This window comes from Ensifer sp. YR511, from assembly GCF_900103045.1.
GTDB classification, from domain to species: domain Bacteria; phylum Pseudomonadota; class Alphaproteobacteria; order Rhizobiales; family Rhizobiaceae; genus Ensifer; species Ensifer adhaerens.
The window spans coordinates 1-17,096 of sequence record NZ_FNGR01000046.1; the positions used below are offsets into that span (position 1 = coordinate 1).

Annotated in this window: 17 protein-coding genes; 5 read left to right on the top strand and 12 right to left on the bottom strand. The window is 64.0% G+C overall.

The window, feature by feature from the left end; all coding sequences use genetic code 11:
- Positions 1-455: dihydrodipicolinate synthase family protein (locus BLU15_RS35535; RefSeq protein WP_176960462.1), on the bottom strand; the 455-nt coding region annotated here is incomplete at its 3' end.
- 298 nt (positions 456-753) lie between these two features.
- Between BLU15_RS35535 and BLU15_RS35540 the strand changes: the two genes are divergently transcribed.
- Positions 754-1,542, top strand: coding sequence for an NAD-dependent epimerase/dehydratase family protein (locus tag BLU15_RS35540; RefSeq protein ID WP_060520899.1), 789 nt, complete (start codon positions 754-756; stop codon positions 1,540-1,542).
- A 108-nt stretch (positions 1,543-1,650) separates the two neighbouring features.
- Complete coding sequence (locus tag BLU15_RS35545; RefSeq protein ID WP_060520898.1) at positions 1,651-2,388, top strand: FadR/GntR family transcriptional regulator; 738 nt, start codon at positions 1,651-1,653, stop codon at positions 2,386-2,388.
- A gap of 21 nt (positions 2,389-2,409) precedes the next feature.
- Here BLU15_RS35545 and BLU15_RS35550 read toward each other — a convergent pair whose 3' ends face one another.
- The 5 genes from BLU15_RS35550 to pcaD form a co-directional block, all read right to left on the bottom strand.
- Positions 2,410-3,465 (bottom strand): 3-carboxy-cis,cis-muconate cycloisomerase, encoded by a 1,056-nt coding sequence (locus BLU15_RS35550; protein WP_060520905.1) that lies wholly within the window; start codon positions 3,463-3,465, stop codon positions 2,410-2,412.
- Positions 3,466-3,570: 105 nt separating this feature from the next.
- Positions 3,571-4,185 (bottom strand): protocatechuate 3,4-dioxygenase subunit alpha, encoded by a 615-nt coding sequence (gene pcaG, locus BLU15_RS35555; RefSeq protein WP_060584555.1) that lies wholly within the window; start codon positions 4,183-4,185, stop codon positions 3,571-3,573.
- Positions 4,185-4,934 carry a protocatechuate 3,4-dioxygenase subunit beta gene (pcaH, locus tag BLU15_RS35560; protein WP_090301896.1) on the bottom strand — a complete coding sequence of 250 codons (750 nt, stop codon included), beginning with the start codon at positions 4,932-4,934 and terminating at the stop codon, positions 4,185-4,187. The genes pcaG and pcaH overlap by 1 nt, the downstream gene beginning before the upstream one ends.
- A 12-nt stretch (positions 4,935-4,946) precedes the next feature.
- On the bottom strand, positions 4,947-5,351 hold the full coding sequence (gene pcaC / locus BLU15_RS35565) for a 4-carboxymuconolactone decarboxylase (protein ID WP_034801802.1): 405 nt from the start codon (positions 5,349-5,351) through the stop codon (positions 4,947-4,949).
- On the bottom strand, positions 5,344-6,156 hold the full coding sequence (pcaD, locus tag BLU15_RS35570; RefSeq protein WP_090301898.1) for a 3-oxoadipate enol-lactonase: 813 nt from the start codon (positions 6,154-6,156) through the stop codon (positions 5,344-5,346). The genes pcaC and pcaD overlap by 8 nt, the downstream gene beginning before the upstream one ends.
- Before the next feature lie 93 nt (positions 6,157-6,249).
- On the opposite strand from pcaD, the gene pcaQ reads away from it, so the two are divergent.
- Positions 6,250-7,176, top strand: coding sequence for a pca operon transcription factor PcaQ (pcaQ, locus tag BLU15_RS35575; RefSeq protein ID WP_090301924.1), 927 nt, complete (start codon positions 6,250-6,252; stop codon positions 7,174-7,176).
- Between the two features lie 32 nt (positions 7,177-7,208).
- Here pcaQ and BLU15_RS35580 read toward each other — a convergent pair whose 3' ends face one another.
- The 6 genes from BLU15_RS35580 to BLU15_RS35605 form a co-directional block, all read right to left on the bottom strand.
- Positions 7,209-8,894, bottom strand: coding sequence for a Na/Pi cotransporter family protein (locus BLU15_RS35580; protein ID WP_090301900.1), 1,686 nt, complete (start codon positions 8,892-8,894; stop codon positions 7,209-7,211).
- A 22-nt stretch (positions 8,895-8,916) separates the two neighbouring features.
- Positions 8,917-9,522, bottom strand: a complete 606-nt coding sequence (locus BLU15_RS35585; protein ID WP_034801808.1) for a histidine phosphatase family protein — start codon at positions 9,520-9,522, stop codon at positions 8,917-8,919.
- Positions 9,519-10,619 (bottom strand): ABC transporter ATP-binding protein, encoded by a 1,101-nt coding sequence (locus BLU15_RS35590; protein WP_060584557.1) that lies wholly within the window; start codon positions 10,617-10,619, stop codon positions 9,519-9,521. The genes BLU15_RS35585 and BLU15_RS35590 overlap by 4 nt, the downstream gene beginning before the upstream one ends.
- Positions 10,616-12,361, bottom strand: a complete 1,746-nt coding sequence (locus tag BLU15_RS35595) for an ABC transporter permease (RefSeq protein WP_051659593.1) — start codon at positions 12,359-12,361, stop codon at positions 10,616-10,618. The genes BLU15_RS35590 and BLU15_RS35595 overlap by 4 nt, the downstream gene beginning before the upstream one ends.
- Before the next feature lie 61 nt (positions 12,362-12,422).
- On the bottom strand, positions 12,423-13,544 hold the full coding sequence (locus BLU15_RS35600; RefSeq protein WP_090301902.1) for an ABC transporter substrate-binding protein: 1,122 nt from the start codon (positions 13,542-13,544) through the stop codon (positions 12,423-12,425).
- A 132-nt stretch (positions 13,545-13,676) separates the two neighbouring features.
- A complete protein-coding gene (locus BLU15_RS35605) occupies positions 13,677-14,513 on the bottom strand; it encodes a MurR/RpiR family transcriptional regulator (protein ID WP_063891251.1) in 837 nt (278 codons plus the stop codon).
- 506 nt (positions 14,514-15,019) lie between these two features.
- On the opposite strand from BLU15_RS35605, the gene BLU15_RS35610 reads away from it, so the two are divergent.
- Both BLU15_RS35610 and BLU15_RS35615 read left to right on the top strand, forming a co-directional pair.
- Positions 15,020-16,066, top strand: a complete 1,047-nt coding sequence (locus BLU15_RS35610) for an ATP-binding protein (protein WP_060520892.1) — start codon at positions 15,020-15,022, stop codon at positions 16,064-16,066.
- Positions 16,067-16,163: 97 nt separating this feature from the next.
- Positions 16,164-16,775, top strand: coding sequence for an outer membrane protein (locus BLU15_RS35615; RefSeq protein WP_090301904.1), 612 nt, complete (start codon positions 16,164-16,166; stop codon positions 16,773-16,775).
- The last annotated feature ends 321 nt before the right edge of the window (positions 16,776-17,096 follow it).

A 17,096-nucleotide genomic window follows, 5' to 3' on the forward strand; every position in this document is an offset into this window, starting at 1 on the left:
AGCGTATCGGCCTGCAGCACCGCGTTGTCGCGGTTATAGACCATGACGCCGATGCCGACCGACTGGCAGATCGTCTTCACATGGGCATAAAGCCCTTCCTGCGGCGCATCGATCAGATAGTGCGGCAGAAGCAGGATGCCGTCGGCACCGACGCGCTCGACCGAACGAGCGATGTCGACCGCCATCTCCGTGCCATAGCCGCAGCCCGATACGATCGCCGTGTCGCCGGAAACGTCCTTGGCCGCCCTGACGATGCCGGGGATCTCGTCAGGCTTCAGCGAAAAGAACTCGCCGGTGCCACCGGCCGCAAACAGAACCGGCGCCTTGTAGCCGGCCAGCCACTCGACATGCGCCCGATAGCTGTCCGGCGCAAACCGACCCTCCGCATCGAAATGCGTCACCGGGAACGAAAGCAGGCCCGATCCAAGCGCGGCCTTGATCTGCTCAGGGTTCATTTCGTGCGGGTCCTCCCTAAAACTCGACGCGCCTACTAAGCAAGTCATCACACACATGTCAATACGTCGTAATACAAGTCATCATATAAGATCTGCGGGTCGCCTTTGTACTTCGAAAGCGACGTGACGCCATAAGGCCGAAATTCGGCGCCAAACGCCGCCAAGAGATCGCTCCTTAACAAAATCGCCTCATCGCGAAAGCATTGCAATAGAGATGTATTATATGTTAGCGGATATCATATGATATGTGGGCGCATCGATCGCGGTGAGCGCCTGCACCGGCTTGGGGGGGCAGGCGATGGAACGACTTCTGATCACCGGCGCGGCGGGGCAATTGGGCCGCGTCATGCGCGAAAGGCTGGCGCCATTGGCAAGGACGATCCGTCTAGCAGATCGCGCGCCGCTCGATCCGCCGGGTGAAAACGAGGAATGCGTTCAGTGCGACCTGGCCGACCGGGGCGCCGTCAACGAGCTTGTCGTCGGATGCGATGCGATCGTGCATCTGGGCGGCATTTCGGTCGAACGTCCGTTCTCGGAAATCCTCGACGGCAATATTCTCGGCCTCTACAATCTCTATGAGGCGGCGCGCGCCAACAACAAGCCACGCATCCTCTTTGCCAGCACCAACCACACGATCGGCTACTATCCGCAAGGCGAACGGCTCGGCCCGAACGCGCCCTACCGGCCCGACGGGCTCTACGGCGTGTCGAAGTGCTTCGGCGAAGCGCTGGCGCGCATGTATTTCGAGAAGTTCGGCCAGGAGACCGCCCTGGTCCGCATCGGCTCCTGCCTGCCCGAGCCCGTCAACTATCGCATGCTCTCCACCTGGTTTTCCCATGACGACTTCGTATCCTTGACGGAGGCCGTCTTCCGTGTGCCGGTTCTCGGTTGCCCGGTCATCTGGGGCGCCTCGGCCAACGACGCCGGCTGGTGGGACAATTCGCATGTTTCCTGGCTCGGCTGGCGCCCGAAGGACAATGCCGAAGTTTTCCGTCAGAAAGTCGCTGAAAACACCCCCACGCCGCAGCCGGGCGACTCTCTCGTGCGCTATCAGGGCGGCGCCTTCGTCGATGATCCGATTTATTGAGACATCACCCTTGGTTCCCGCGCATTGCAGCCAGCCATGGATTGCGCCCTTGATCGGCAATGGCGTATCCAGACACAAAGCACCCAAGTCGCAGAAACGGCCATTCCCATGAGCAACGTCACCGCCTCCGAACCCCCCGCCTCTCAAGGCAAGACGCTGGTGGCCAAGGTAACGGACGCCCTCAGCGGCCAGATCGGCGCCGGGCATTACAAGCCTGGCGACCGCCTGCCTTCGGAAGCGCAGCTGACGCAGGAATTCGGCGTGAGCCGCACGGTCGTGCGCGAAGCGATCGCGGCGCTGCGCTCCGGCGGGCTTGTCGAGGCGCGGCACGGTATCGGTGTCTTCGTGCTGGAGCCTGCGCCTTCGACCCCGCTGCCGTTCCACGGCATCGATCTTGCGCGCGTCTCTTCGCTGATCGAAATGCTGGAACTGAGGACCGCCGTCGAGGGCGATGCCGCAGCGCTTGCCGCCCTTCGCCGTTCGCCGGCCCAGGAAGAAAAGATCGCCGAAGCGTTCGACAGTTTCTGCGAGAGCGCCGCGCAGGGGCGGCCGACGGCGGAGGCCGACTTCAACTTCCATCTGGCGATCGCCCAGGCGACCAACAACCCGCGCTTCAGCGAGTTCCTGCAGATGCTCGGCACGGCGCTCATTCCCCGCCGAGCGGTTTCGGAGAGCGGCGAGGAAACCGTGCTGGCGTCTGCGGAGCTGTCGCGATTGATCGCCGAGCACGAGGCGATCCTCATCGCCATCCAGGATGGAGACGAGGAGCAGGCGCGCAGCGCCATGCGCCAGCACCTCAAGAACAGCCAGGTGCGCTACCGCTCGATGTTGCGCGCGGCCCGCTGAGGGATCGCGTCACCAGCCCGCTCAGGCGCGGCCAAGCCGGCGTATGTTGCCCACGAGTTCGCCAGCCAGACGAAGCGCTGCCGCCGTCGCACCAGCCATCTGCGGCATGATCAGCCATTCCAGCGTCCAGGCGGCGCCGGAACGCTCCTGTTCGTGGATCAGCGCATGGTGCATGCCGGAAAGCTGGGTCGCGTTGAACCGCGCGAGCGCCACCAGAACTTCGGCTGCCACCGGGTTCTGCTTGTGCGGCATTGCCGAGGATCCGCCGCCACCCGCAAGCTCGATCTCGTCGCCCTGCTGCGCCATCAAGGCGATGTCCTGGCCGAACTTGCCGAGGCTGCCCGTGACCAGCGACAGGGCATTGGCGAAGTCCGCCACCTCCGAGCGCTGGCTGTGCCATTGCGGAAAGTCGGCGAGATCGAGTTCTTCGGCAAGCGTCGCGCGCACGTCGTCCGCCCGGTCACCGAGCTTCTCCAGCGTCCCGGCGGCGCCGCCGAACTGGACGGCGAAGAGATCGCGATCCATGGCTTCCAGCCGGTCCTTGTGATCGAGCAGCGGCTCGATCCAGCTGCGCAGCCGGTCCGACACGGTGATCGGGATCGCCGCCTGCATACGGGTGCGCCCCATCAGTCCGCGCTCGCCCCATTCGTTGTCGCACTCCTCGAGCACCGTGACGATGTTGCCGAGCCGGACGGCGAAAAGCTCGGCCACCGCCTTCATCCTGAGCATCAGGCTGGTGTCGATGACATCCTGGCTGGTGGCGCCGTAATGCACATAGTCTGCCGCCTCGCCGCCGACGATCAATCGCAACTGTCGCACGAGTTCCGGAACCACCACCCCGTCGGCCGCCACGGCCCGCCTCAGCGCGCTGACGTCGGGCGAAAAGGCGCGGCACGCCTCGGTGATCCGGTCGGCAGCCTTGGCCGGGATGATGCCGTGCACGGCCTCGGCCCGCGCAAGCGCCGCCTCGAAGGCGAGCATCGCATGGATATCGGCGGAAGCCGAGAACTCGGCGGCAACCGCCTCATCCCCCAGCAACCCGGAAAGATAAGGGTGGTCGAAGGCGGAATAGGTCATGATTTCCCCGTTTCTGGTCGCGGATGCGGCTCGCCGAACGAAATGCCACCTGCTGCCCTGAATGCCGCCCATGCGGCACTCCATGTCCAGGCGTGACATTCCTGTTCAGATGTCGAGGAAGACCGTTTCCTTCTCACCCTGCAGGTGAATGTCGAAGACATAATTAGGCGCCGTTCCGGTCGCGACAAGCGTCGCGACGCGATGGCGATGTTCGATGCGCGCAAGCAGCGGATCGGCAGCGTTGGCTGCCGCCTCGTCCGGGAAATACATTCGGGTGTGAAGGCCTATGTTGATGCCCCGCGCGACGATCCAGAAGGTGATGTGCGGCGCCATTTTCCGGTCGTGGCTGTAGGGAACCTGCCCCGGCTTGATGGTCTCGAAGGAAAAGACCCCGTCTTCGGCGCCCGTTGCGCAGCGCCCCCAGCCGGTGAAGTTTGCGTCCGCAGCACCGCGTATCTCGGTCGGCGAATTGTAGAGCCCGGCGGCATCCGCCTGCCAGATCTCGACGAGCGCGTCCTTGAGCGGCGCACCGGCGCCGTCGATCACCCGTCCGGTGATAGTAATGCGCTCGCCACGCGTCTCAGCGTTCACCATCCGCGATCCGAGGTCAGCCTCGTAGACGCCGGTGATGCCGCAGAAGTTCGGGGTGAGGCCGATATGCACGTAGGGCCCGGCCGTTTGCGAGGGCGTCTCCTTGAGGTAGCCGAGTTGCTGAACCATCAGTTGCCCTCCAGCCGGTTCTCGAACAGTGTCGAGCGGCGTCCCCGCAGCACGATATCGAACTTGTAGGCCCGTGCGTCGAAGGGAATGGTGTTTGCCCAGTCGAGCGGGGCGATCAATTGTTCTACGGCCTGGCGGTCCGGGATGGTGTTGACGATCGGACACTTCCAGATCATCGGGTCGCCCTCGAAATACATCTGGGTGATCAGCCGCTGCGCGAAACCATGGCCGAAGACCGAGAAATGGATATGCGCCGGACGCCAGTCGTTGACGCCGTTCGGCCAGGGATAGGGACCGGGCTTGATCGTCCGGAAAGCGTAGCCCCCTTCCGCGTCGGTGATCGTGCGGCCGCAGCCGCCGAAGTTCGGATCGAGCGGCGCGAGATAACTTTCCTTCTTGTGGCGGTAGCGGCCGCCGGCATTGGCCTGCCAGAATTCGAGCAGCGCCCCAGGCACGGCGCGGCCACGCTCGTCGAGCACGCGGCCATGCACGATGATGCGCTCGCCAATGGCGCTCTCACCGGGCTTGGCGAAATTGTGGATGAGGTCGTTGTCGCGTTCGCCGATGACCGAGTGCCCGAAGACCGGGCCGGTAATTTCCGAAATCGTGCCGTCAAGTGAAAGCAGCGCCTTTTGAGGCGAGCGCAGCACCGAGGTCTTGTAGCCCGGCGTCAGCGCCGGCGCATGCCATCCACGGTCGCGCGCGAAAAAGGCGCCCGTCTCCGGCTTTCCATTGGTTCTGTCGGACATCGCTTCCTCCCGTCAGGCCGCCGTGCCGGCATCGATCTCGGCAAAGACCTGCTTGGCGATCTTGATCGCGTGGTTGGCCGCCGGCACGCCGGCATAGATCGCCACGTGCAGCAGCGCCTCGCAGATATCCTCGCGGGTCGCACCGGTATTGGCGGTCGCCCGCACATGCATGGCAACCTCGTCGTCCTGGCCGAGGGCGGCGAGCAACGCGATCGTCACGATCGAGCGCTCACGCTTCGTCCAGGTCGGCCGCGACCAGACATGGCCCCACGCCGCTTCGGTGATCAGCTCCTGGAAGGGGCGGTCGAATTCGGTAGAAACCGACTGCGTCCGATCCACGTGATTGTCGCCGAGCACCGCACGGCGCGTGGCCATGCCCTGGCGATAACGGTCGGAGGGCGCAGAAGCGTCACTCATGGGTCCTGTCTCCATGCATTGCAATTTCGAAGAAGGCGCGAAGCACCGCGGTCAAGGCTTCCGGGTTTTCGACGCAGGGAATGTGACCGGCATCGCGGATGACTTCGTAGCGCGCACCGGGAATGAGGCGGGCGGTGGCAAGCACGACATCCGGCGGCGTCGAGCCGTCCTGATCGCCGACGACGCAAAGCGTCGGCACGGCGATGCGGGCTGCCGCCTCGGTATAGTCGGCGTCGCGGATGGCGGCGCAGGTGGCGACGTATCCGGTTACAGGCTGACGGACGAGCATGTTGCGATAGCCGGCATAGGCGATGTTTTCCGGGCGGCGAAACGCCGGCGTGAACCAGCGCTCGAGCACGCTATCGGCAATCGCCTCGATGCCGTGTTCCTCTACCGCCGCGATGCGTGCGGCCCAGGTCTCGGCCGTGCCGATCTTGTGCGCCGTGTCGCAAAGGACGAGCGCCCGCACCAGATCGGGCCGTCGCTGGTAGAGCGACTGCGCAATCAGGCCGCCGACCGAGAGGCCGCAGATGATCGCCTGCTTGACCGAGAGCATGTCGAGCAGGCCGACAAGGTCGTTCGCATGGTCCTCGATCGCATAGGGTGTGGGCCCGATATCCGAGAGGCCATGGCCGCGTTTGTCGTAGAGGACGATGGCAAAATCGCCGGCAAGACGGACGATGACATCGCGCCAGATGCGAAAATCCGTGCCGAGCGAATTGGCGAAAACCAGCACCGGCCGGTCGCCGGTGGCGCCGATCACCTGATAGTGGATCGTAATGTCGTTGATACGGGCAAACTGCACGGGCTCTCTCCTCCGCCACCAAATTGGATATTTAATCTGGTTAGGTAAAATGATATTTCATGGCATTTCATTAACTTGAGGGTTATGAATTCCATGATCGACGCCCGGGTCAAGTTTCGCCATCTACAGACATTTGTCGAGGTCTCCCGGCAGAAGAGCGTGATGAAGGCGGCCGAGCTGCTGCATGTCAGCCAGCCGGCCGTGACCAAGACGATCCGCGAACTCGAAGAGGTGCTTGGCGTCGCGGTCTTCGAGCGCGACGGGCGCGGCATCAAGATAACGCGCTACGGCGAGGTGTTCCTGCGCCACGCCGGTGCGGCGCTGACGGCGCTTCGGCAGGGGCTCGATTCCGTCTCGCAGGAACGGTCCGGCGACGGCGTTCCGGTCCGCATCGGAGCGCTGCCGACCGTCTCGACGCGGATCATGCCGCATGCCATGACGCTGTTTCTCAAGGAGGAGACCGGCGCCCGCATCAAGATCGTCACAGGCGAGAATGCAGTCCTCCTCGAACAACTGCGCGTCGGCGATCTCGATCTGGTCGTCGGGCGGCTTGCGGCACCGGAAAAGATGACCGGCTTTTCCTTCGAGCATCTCTACTCGGAACAGGTGGTCTTTGCCGTCAGGGCCGGACATCCGCTGCTTGCCGGCGCCCATGCCACCTTTGCGCGGCTCGCCGACTTCCCGGTCCTGATGCCGACACGCGCCTCGATCATCCGCCCCTTCGTCGAGCGCTTCCTGATCACAAATGGCATTGCCAGTCTGCCGAACCAGATCGAGACCGTGTCCGACGCCTTCGGCCGGGCCTTCGTGCGGGCGAGCGATGCGATCTGGATCATCTCCGCCGGCGTCGTCGCCGCCGATGTCGACGATGGCACGATCGCAATCCTGCCGATCGACACAAGCGAAACGAAAGGTCCTGTTGGCCTGACCATGCGCGCCGACGCGGTGCCGCCGCTCGCCCTTTCTCTGCTGATGCAGACTATCCGAGAGGCGGCGACAGCGGTCTCAGCCAAGCTCTAGCAGCGCCTGGCTGATCGACATCGCCTTTGCGATCATCTCGCACCGGCAACCGCTCCGACGTTGAGAATTCGGCTGCTGCTCAACAGGCCTGCGGCCTGCACCAGCGGATAACCGGCGGCTGCGATATCGGAATTGATCCGGTGGAGGTCGCGCACGAGGTCGATGAAGAGGGCATTGTCTCTCGCACCGGCCGCCGTCTCCACATGCTCGCCGCCGAGATGCCGGCGCACGATTTCATCTTCGAGTTCACGGAAGCGGTCCTTTTGGGCCGCGAGCCGCGATGCGGCCGCGACGTCGCGGGAGGAGAGGGCCGCAGGCAACAATCGCAACGAGGCCACGATCACCTCCGAGAGCGCCTCGATCGCCGCACGCTGGCTGACGGTGAACTGGATGTTCTGCTTGATTTTCGCCCTGATGCGATCGGCAAGGCTTAGCTTGATGACGTCGCCCGCATGTTCGAGATTGCTCGCAAACAACATGATCTCATGGGCTCTGCTCGTCTCTCCGGCCGGCAACCCGTCCTGTGTCAATTGTCCGAGATAGGCGTGCACCGACGCCATGTAATTGCCGAGCCGTGCATCCACGGGCAGCAGTTCCTTCAGATTTTCGAGCCTGCCGGCCTGTAACGACGTCAGCGCCATCCGGAACATGCGCTCCAGCAATTCGCTCATGCGGATCGTTTCGGTCGTTGCATTGCTGAGCGCGATTGCCGGCGTCTCCAGCGACATGCTGTCGAGATAGCGCGGAGACGTCAAGGGATCGCCAACGACCGGCGCTGGCGGGACAAGCCGTTCCACAAGGTTCACGACGAACGACGACAGCGGCAGGAACACGGCCGCAACGACCAGGTTGAAGGTGACGTGAAGACCGACCGCGACATGCAACGGATCGGTGGGTAGACGGCCGGCAATATCGACGATCTGCCGCGCGAAGGGCAGCAGCGACACCGCCAGAAGCCCGCGGCAGAAGAGATTGGCGACCGGCAGCTTGCGGGCGGATGGCGGCTGGTCGAGCGTGGCGCTGACCGCCGGAAGTCCGCCGCCGAAATTGATCCCGAGGATAAGCGGGACGGCGCCGGCGACTTCGAGGCTGCCGTTCATCAGGAGCGAGGCGACGAGCAGGATGACGGCAAGCGTCGAGTGGAACAGCCATGCAAGCATTGCACCGACGAGGAAGCCAAGCACGGGCTCCGTCGCGACCGCCTGCAGGACATCGTGGAAAAGCGTGGCTTCGCGCAGTGGCGCGGTCGCCGACACGACCACCTTCAAGGCCATCAGCATCAGCCCGAGGCCCATCAGGATGCGGCCGGCGTTACGCGGTCGGAATTCGCCGGACACGCTGAATGCGATGTATCCGGTCAGGAGAAACAGCGGAGCGAGCACGCCGGCAAGCGACGAGCCGGAGGCAAAGAGGCCGGAGACGAGCGCGGAGCCGATATCCGCCCCAAGCAGGACGGCGAGCCCGGTCTGGGCCGAAATCGCACCGGCGCCTGCAAGCCCGGCAACGATCAGCGCCATGGCCGTGGCGCTGCCGAGCACGGCGGTCGCAAGGACCCCGCCACCGAAGGCGGTAAGCCGGTTCGACAGGCGTTCTTCGACAAAGCGCTGCAGCCGGTCGCCCCAGCCGCGCATGACGCCAGTGCGCACCATGCGAACGCCCCACAGAAGCAGCGCCACGCCACCCAGAAGTTCCAGGATAACGAATGTTCCGGAGTTCATCTCATGCCCCTCGCCGCAAGTATCAGTCGGCGACGAAGTCGTCGGGTGCGACAGATCCGATGTTGTAGCCCTCCAGCTGCGCGGTCATGCTGCCGCGCCGCGGGAAATGCAGGATGGTCGCCGTCCCCGGCGTGACGGGGACGACGCGCGACGGGGGAAGATCGAGGAATTCGTGGCAGGCGGCGCGCACCACGCCGCCATGGGCAACCACGAGCAGGTCCCCTTCGGTGCGCGACATCCAGTCATGCACACCTTCGGCCACGCGGCCGCGAAAGGCGCCCCAGGTTTCGCCGTTGGCCGGCGTGAACGTACCGGCGCGCCATGCGGCATATTCTTCCGGCCGCTCGGCGATCAGATCCGGCTTGCGCCGTCCCGTCCATTCGCCCATGTCCAATTCGCGGAAGCGCTCGTCGGTCGGCGCGTCCGGGTGACCGATGAGGGCGACCGTCTGCCGGGTGCGGCCGAGATCGGAGGCGATAATGCGAACCGGCTTCAACGCCTTGGCGTAGGGGCGGAACCGCCTCACCTGCGCGACCCCGCGCTCGGACAGGAGCGAGTTGTCCTGTCCCTGGAGGCGTTGTTCGGCGTTCCACTGGGTTTCGCCGTGGCGCATGAGGATGAGCCTCATTGTTGGATCCTTTCTCCGGTGGCGGCGAAAACCGCATCGGGGGTGCGAATGAAGGAAAGGGGGATCGGCTCCCCCGGTGTGGCGGTGAAGTAGCTGTCGGCCATGGCCGTAACGCGCAGGTCGCCGACCATGGCGGTCACCATGGTTCGCCCCGCGATCGGTGCTGCTTCGGCAAAGCGGGCCATAAGCGACGGTGCTCCGGCGACCGCGCCGACGCTGACGTCTTCGGCACGGTAGAGCAGTTGCGCATCGTCGCGGCCGGCCGCCACGGAAGCCGGCGCGAGCACCATATCGCCGAAGACGAGGCCGTCGCCGGCGCGGTGCACCGGTATCAGGTTTGCCGGCGGCGTGCCGAGGAAGGTCGCAACGAAGGTGGTCTGCGGATTGCGCAGGAGATCGATCGGCTTGCCAAACTGTTCGACGCGGCCGTTGTTGAGCACGGCGACATGGGTCGCCATGGTCATCGCCTCGACCTGGTCGTGCGTGACGTAGACCGATGTCGCCCCCGTCGCCCGGTGGATGCGCATCAGCTCGCTGCGCATCTCGATGCGCAGCTTGGCATCGAGGTTCGACAGCGGCTCGTCGAACAAAAGAATGCTCGGCTGTGGCGCGATCGTGCGGGCGATCGCCACGCGCTGCTGCTGGCCGCCGGAGATCTCGGCCGGATACCGTTCGGCAAGCGTGTCGATGCCGAGAAGCGAAAGCACTTCCCGCACACGCTGCTCGCGCTTGTCGCGCGGCCATCTGGCGACTTTCAGCGGCCAGGCGATGTTGCCGGCGACCGTCATGTGCGGCCAGAGCGCATAGCTCTGGAACACGAGCCCGGCGTTGCGCTTGCCGGCGTCGGCAATGACGCCGCCCGCGCCGCTCGATACGGTCTGCCCGACGAAGGCGATTTCGCCTTCGCTCGGGCTTTCAAGCCCGGCCAGCATGCGCAGAAGGGTCGACTTGCCGCAACCCGAGGGGCCGACGAGCACGAGAAAGGACCCCGCCGGTACCGAGATGTTGACGTCCTTGACGGCGGTAAAGGCGCCAAAGCGTTTGACGAGGCTGCGGATCTTGATGGCGTCCGCAGTGCCGGTTGCTAAAGCATTCATGGTGCTTTCCATTTCTGGACACGGTTCTGCAGGCTGTGGGCCACGAAGGAGGCAGCCAGGCAGACGACGAGGATGACGAGGGTGATGGCATTGGCGAACTGCAGGAAGCCTTCCGCAGCATAGCGATAGGCGACCATGCTCAAGACCGGCGAGGTGGCGGTGAACAGCAGCACGACCAGCGAGAGATCCCGCACCATCTTGACGAAGACGAGGATCGCGCCGGCAAAGAGGCCCCGGATCGCGAGGGGAAAGATGATCGCGAACAGGCGACGGATCAGTCCCGCACCCGTCAGCCGGGCGCTTTCCTCGATGTCGGCGGAGATCTGGCCCAGCACCGACCGCCCCGACTGCACGGCAAAGGGCAGATTGTGCGCCGATGCCGCGATGACCAGCAGGGCGAAGGTGCCGTAGAGCGAAGGCAGCGGCCCGATCGGCGCGCCGAAGAGCGCGATATAGGCCGCGGCAAAGGCGATGCTCGGCACCAGAAGCGGCAGGAAAGCAAGCTGGCTCAGCAGCGTCGCGAGCAGGCTGCCGCGGCGCTGGACGATGGTATAGGCCAGCCCAAGACCGAGCAGCATCGTGGTGAAGGCGACGACCAGCCCGAGACGGATCGTGTTCCAGATCGCGTCGATCAGCACCGGATTGCGGAAGATACCCGCCTGCCCCTGCGCCATCTCGCCGCCACCTTCGCCGATCCAGAAGTGCAGCGTCCAGTTGGAAAACAGCGCGCCGCTCTGCGGTGCCAGGCTCGACGCGGCCAGCACGAGGACCGGCAGCACCGTGGTCAGAAACCCGATGATGACGGCGATGGCAAAGAGTGGCCAGCGCCAGGCGCCAAGCGGGAAGCGTTTGGTCCGCCCGCCTTTGCCGGTCACCGTGATGAAGGCCTTGCGACCGGAGACGATACGATCGGAGAGCCACAGGAACAGTGCCGACACTGCAATGAGCAGCAGCGCAAGCACGAAGCCGCGTTCGTTCTGCCCGGTCTCGATCATGCCGAAGAGACGGGTAGAAAGCGTCTGCATCCGCACCGGCAGGCCGAGCAAAGCGGGTGCCGCGAAATTGGCGACGGCACCGGCGAAGGTCAGCGATGCCGCGGCAATCAGCGCCGGCGTGACCACCGGCAGGATGATGCCGAAGAAGATGCGCGGGCGCTTGGCGCCGGCCATCTGGCCTGCCTCGACGAGATCGGCGCCGACCGAACTCAAGGCCGCGGCGATGATCGTATAGGCGAGCGAATAATAGTGCGCGATCAGCACGATCGCCGTCGGGATGAGCCCCCAGGCGAGCCAGTCGGGAATGGCAAGGCCGCTGGTCTCGAAGAAGCCGGCCGAACCGCCGAGACGCGAGTTGCGAAACAGCGTGCCCCAGGCAAGGGCTGCGGCAAAGCTCGGGATCATGTAGGGCAGCGACGCCATCAGGCCGAGGAAGCGGCGGCCCGGCACGTCCGTCAGCACCACAAGCCAGGCAAGGAAGCCGCCGATGAGCAGGCAGCCGGCGCCGACGCTGAAACCGAGGATCATGGTATTGAGGAGCGGCCGCCACCAGAGGTTGGCCGAGAGCGGGCTGGCGAGCACGGCCTTCCAGGCCGCCATGCCCTCAGGCGTCAGCGTCGTGAAGAGGATGCGCAAGAGCGGAGCGACGACCAGGATCGCGACGATGGCGACGAGAATTGCCGGCAAGAGGAAGCCCGATCGGAGCAGCCGGCTGCCCGATGGTGCGGATATCGATAGGGATGTCATGTCAGAGCCTCGGCGTCTGTCGGCACGCGTTTTGGAAAAGCGTGCCGACAGACGGTTTCCGTTACTGGAGCGTGATGATCAGGTCGGCAATGCGCCCGCGCGCGGCGGCCGTCTTTGCCGGGTCGATCGTCCAGGCCTTTAAGTCATCGAGCTTCACCGAGTCCGGATGGTGGGCGATGGTCTTGCGGGTCGCGTAGTCGCCGGGAACGTTGAAGGGCTCGAAGCCCGCCCCGCCGGTCGGCGTATCGTCGCCGAACATGAAGTCGATCAGCAACCGAGCGGCCGCCGGATGCGGCGCCTTGTCGGCGACCGTCAGTACCGCCGGAAACAGGATGCCGTTGGCCGGCTCGACATTGTTGGCGATCTGCAGCGCCCAGCCCTCCTTCTCGTTGTCACGACGGTCGGAATAGGTGCCGAAACCGACCGGCGGGCTCTTGGCGTTGACGTCACCCACCGACTTGTTGAGCACGTCGCTGTTGGGAACCAGGATCAGGTCGTTGGCGAAGAGGTCCTTGATGAACTGCTCACCGGCGCCCTGAAGATCACCTTCAACTTCGATATCCTTGCCGAAATGCGCCTTGTAGGCGGCGGCCATTTCGTTCGGATGCAGCGCGATCTCGGTCAGGAGATCGAGCAGTTCGCCACGCTGGCTCGGATCGACCATCAGCACCCTTCCCTGCCATTCCGGCTGGGTGAGCTGCCAGAGATTGCTGACGGGCGAACCATCAGGAAACGCCTTCTCGTTGTACATCAGCACCTTCGTCGAGAGGCGCTGGGTCAGGAGCGGCGCCTTGTAGCGATCCTCCAGTTCGTTCGCGACCCGCGGCGGCACATAGTTCACGATCCGCTTCCCCTCCAGAAGCTTGGTGAACACGACAGGCGTGTCGGCAATATAGAGCACGTCGACAGCATGCACGCCGGCCTGTTGCTCCGCTTCGACACGCGCGATCTGCTTGGTCGAACTCATGTCGAGGCCGATGAGGTCGATGCCCGGATAGGTCTCTTCGAAGGCCTTCTCGATCTTGGCTATGCGGCTCGACAACGAGAAGACTGTAACGCTTCCCTCCTTCTGTGCGAGCGGCAGCAGTTGCTGCGGCGTCAGCCCGTCGAGATCGGACGCCATCGTCAAGGATGGCAGTACAAAGCATGCGGCAAGTGCGGCACTGGTCAGTTTTTTCAGCATTTCGTTCTCCTCCCTTTATAGTTCCCCGCTAGAGCATTCTGCCTTCAAGTGGGATCACTTGCGGGGCGGAAAGATGCTCTAGAATCAAAGTATTAGAACGTCCCTTGTGCGTTCCTGTGAACGCAGGCGCTCCTAGTCGAAGTCGTTGAACAACTCCGACAGCTTCTCCAGCCTGCCGATCACCTGCCCCTGGTGGCGGCCGGCGATCGTCAGCACGATGGCGTTGACGATCGCAAACGGGATCGTCGGTGTCTGAAATTCGCTGCCCGAGCGTCCCCTCGGCGCTGCAAGCATCAGATCGGCAGCGGGCTCCATCAGCGGCCCGACCAGATCGGAAACGAGGATCGAGGGCGCACCGACCCGTGTCGCATGCCGCATCAGCGGGGCGTAGCTTTGCGGCTGTTTGCGAAAGGCAAGCGCCACGATGAGGTCGCCTGCCTCCATGCTGACCAAGCGCTCGGCGATGTCCCGGCCGCGCCCCGTCAGCTGGATCGTGGTCATGCCGAAGCGATCGAGGCGACGCTGCAGGAAGCCGGCCACGGATTGCGCATGCCCCTGCCCGAAGATGAAGACGCGACGTGCGGAAAAAATCATGTCCGCGGCCCTGTCGATATCCGTCTGCTCGACGGACCGGGCGAGCGTTTCGAGCGCGCTGATCTCGGCCGCAATCAGATCGGTCAGGTAGTCGCCATGCTCGACCTTCGAGACCGAGCGGCGCATGCGGTTGGCCGCGTCCTGATCGTCCAGCACCTCGCGCTGCAGCTGCGCGCGAAGGTCCGGAAAGCCCTTGTAGCCGAGCTTCTGCGCCAGCCGGGTGGCGGTGGCCTCATGAACGGAGGCGCGCTGGGAAAGCTGCGGGCCCGACAGGAACGCGGCCTCCGCCCGGTTTTCCAGCATGGTGGTGATCAGCTTCTGATCCGCATCGGTAAGCCGCCTGGAATGCGTCTTAATGCGATCGAGTATCGTCATGACGTCCCCGCAAGTTCATTTGCAGGATCCATCGTTCCTGCAATTTTCCGTGCCGTCAATAATGGCAATGCAAGAATCTTTGCAAGGGTCTGCAATGGGTGATGCCTCCTGTCTGTAGATGGGGTCCCGGCCCTGCAGGTTACCGGCTAGACGCCCCAACAAACCTACCTGTGCGTGCTCCATGCAGGACAACCCGCAACCTGTGCGTTTGCCCAACAGATTCTTTGCAAAGCACCGCAAACCGATGCCGCCGGCCGTGATTGCGCCGGACAAGCTAAGTCTCTCGAACGATTGCTCCTCCGATTTCGGCGCTCTCTCCACGCAACCCACACACGGCCTCAACGAATCCTGTGCCTGCCGGTTGCACCGCTGATTGCAGAGAAACTCCGAGAACCACCATGAGCGATCCCCAAACGACAGACCTTACCTTCGGCCCAACCCCGGGCAGCCGTCCCAGGAAACGGGAATGGGCGATCGGAGGCTTCAGCTGGCTTCTGACGAAACACATGTTTCTGGCGGTGACGGCCACCATTGGGGTGCTGACGTCGGGATCGTTCATTTACATGTACGTCCTCTATCTGACGCACCCCGACGCGGTCCTCGAGCCGGTCACCCTGGTCGAGCTCCTGGTTATGGCCGCAGTGCTCACCGTCAGCCTCATCATCGCTGCCATCATTGGCGGTCGCCTCAGCCACCGGATCGTGAACGCACTGGTGCTCATCCGCGATGCCGCAAAGGCGATCGCGATGGGAAATTTCTCCACCCGCGTGCCCGTTCGATCAAGACGACTGGGGGAGGTCGACGATGTGATCGACCATTTCAACCGGATGGCTGAACTGCTGGAGAACGCAGAGAAGGAGTTGCAGTACCAGAACAACGCCATTGCCCATGAGCTGCGAACGCCGCTGACGGTGCTGCGGGGCCGCCTGCAGGGAATGCGCGACGGCGTCTTCAAGCCAACCACTGAGCTTTACGATGGCTTGATCGGTCAGATCGATCACCTGACCGGCATCGTCGAGGACCTCCGCATCTTGGCGCTCTCGAATGTAGGGCGGCTGGAGCTCCGGTTGGAGCCAGGCGACATGGGCGAAGAGGTCGAGACCGCCGTAGCCGCGATGCTCGGCGAGTTCGAGAAGGCCGGGATGCCGGTATCGCTCAACCTCAGTCGGGCGCCGATGATGCTTGATCGCGGCAAAGTGCGACAGGCCTTGCTTGCGATCATGCACAATGCCACCCGCTATGCGTCCGGAAGCCGGCTCTCCATCGTGGCGAAGATGAGAGGTTCGGAGGCAATCTTCCAATGCCAGGATTCCGGCCCTGGTATGTCCGACGTCGACATCGAGCACGCGTTTGATCGGTTCTGGCGCGCGGATGACTCCCGATCCCGGGCGAGCGGCGGCAGCGGTCTCGGCCTGTCGGTGGTTCGCGCGATCGCCGAGGCCCATGGAGGTTCGGCCAGCGCGAAGCGAAACGAGTTCGGCGGCATGACCTTCGAAATCGCCTTGCCGACAGACTGCGGGAGCAGAGGCTCGCAAAGCGTACTCTCTCCATGAAAACCGGATGAACTCTGCGCGAAACCTGCAAGCAGATGAGGCAAACCGATCGCATTGAACGGGCCGGACCGGCCCGCGACAATAAAGGAAACGATCGATGACACTCAACTTCAAGACGGCCGCGCTTGCTCTGACCGTTGCCGCAACCGCTTCGACCGCACAGGCCGCTGATTTCAACAATTCGGGCGTCGACTTTGCCAATGTGGATCGTTGGACGGGGGCCTATGCGGGCGGCCACATCGGCACCGGCTCCTCGAACCGGAAGGGCAGCAAGAACAAGATCAACGGCGGCGTCCAGGTCGGCTACAATCAACAGTTCGGCGATTTCGTGGTCGGTGGTGAGATCGAGGCGGCGCGCGCCGGCGGCTTACAGTACCAGGTTGGCAAAGGCGGCGCCTTGCAGCAGACCTGGAGCGGTACGGCCAGGGCCAAGGCGGGCTACGCACTCGACAACGTGTTGCTCTACGGCACGGTGGGCGTCACCACCGCCCGCTTCGAGGGCAAGGGCACCGTAACCTCACGCGATCGCTGGCACACGGGCTGGACCTATGGTGCGGGCGCAGAGATGGGATTTACCGAAAACATCTCCGGCAAGGTCGAATATACTCAGACCCGCTTCAACGGCGTGGACTCCACGATCGGTGGCGTGAAGGGCTCGAACAATCTGGTCAATCACGCGATCAAGACGGGCCTGAACTTCCGCTTCTGATCTCGACACGCCCGGTTCTACTGTCCCCCTAGCACCGGTCGGGCGAGCAGCAACACTTCACCAACCGGCGGCGCCTCGGCAGGCGCAGACTTCCTCGCTTCGGGTATTCCGCGGTTCCGTACAGGGCGCACGGCTCTTTATCCGCTGCGCTCCACACTGGGGAGTTGCAAGATGTAGTCACTGGAACAGGCCGATCAACGCCCTGCCGTTGGCCGCCGCCAGCCGGGCATTGTCGCGGTCGTTCACCCGCCCCCGGGGACCACTGGACAGTGAAATCTCCAGCGCCTCGGGCGGGACGGGACGAACGCCCGCCTAAGTCAC

What these genes read in the sequence shown, in the direction of transcription:
- pcaG (WP_060584555.1), bottom strand. Translation starts at nt 4,185, where the DNA reads ATGGTTCAGCAACTCGGCTACCTCAAGGAGACGCCCTCGCAAACGGCC.
- BLU15_RS35590 (WP_060584557.1), bottom strand. Translation starts at nt 10,619, where the DNA reads ATGAATGCTTTAGCAACCGGCACTGCGGACGCCATCAAGATCCGCAGC.
- BLU15_RS35550 (WP_060520905.1), bottom strand. Translation starts at nt 3,465, where the DNA reads ATGACCTATTCCGCCTTCGACCACCCTTATCTTTCCGGGTTGCTGGGG.
- pcaH (WP_090301896.1), bottom strand. Translation starts at nt 4,934, where the DNA reads ATGTCCGACAGAACCAATGGAAAGCCGGAGACGGGCGCCTTTTTCGCG.
- BLU15_RS35580 (WP_090301900.1), bottom strand. Translation starts at nt 8,894, where the DNA reads ATGAACTCCGGAACATTCGTTATCCTGGAACTTCTGGGTGGCGTGGCG.
- BLU15_RS35615 (WP_090301904.1), top strand. Translation starts at nt 16,164, where the DNA reads ATGACACTCAACTTCAAGACGGCCGCGCTTGCTCTGACCGTTGCCGCA.
- BLU15_RS35595 (WP_051659593.1), bottom strand. Translation starts at nt 12,361, where the DNA reads ATGACATCCCTATCGATATCCGCACCATCGGGCAGCCGGCTGCTCCGA.
- BLU15_RS35545 (WP_060520898.1), top strand. Translation starts at nt 1,651, where the DNA reads ATGAGCAACGTCACCGCCTCCGAACCCCCCGCCTCTCAAGGCAAGACG.
- BLU15_RS35540 (WP_060520899.1), top strand. Translation starts at nt 754, where the DNA reads ATGGAACGACTTCTGATCACCGGCGCGGCGGGGCAATTGGGCCGCGTC.
- pcaQ (WP_090301924.1), top strand. Translation starts at nt 6,250, where the DNA reads ATGATCGACGCCCGGGTCAAGTTTCGCCATCTACAGACATTTGTCGAG.
- BLU15_RS35585 (WP_034801808.1), bottom strand. Translation starts at nt 9,522, where the DNA reads ATGAGGCTCATCCTCATGCGCCACGGCGAAACCCAGTGGAACGCCGAA.
- BLU15_RS35610 (WP_060520892.1), top strand. Translation starts at nt 15,020, where the DNA reads ATGTTTCTGGCGGTGACGGCCACCATTGGGGTGCTGACGTCGGGATCG.
- BLU15_RS35605 (WP_063891251.1), bottom strand. Translation starts at nt 14,513, where the DNA reads ATGACGATACTCGATCGCATTAAGACGCATTCCAGGCGGCTTACCGAT.
- pcaC (WP_034801802.1), bottom strand. Translation starts at nt 5,351, where the DNA reads ATGAGTGACGCTTCTGCGCCCTCCGACCGTTATCGCCAGGGCATGGCC.
- BLU15_RS35600 (WP_090301902.1), bottom strand. Translation starts at nt 13,544, where the DNA reads ATGCTGAAAAAACTGACCAGTGCCGCACTTGCCGCATGCTTTGTACTG.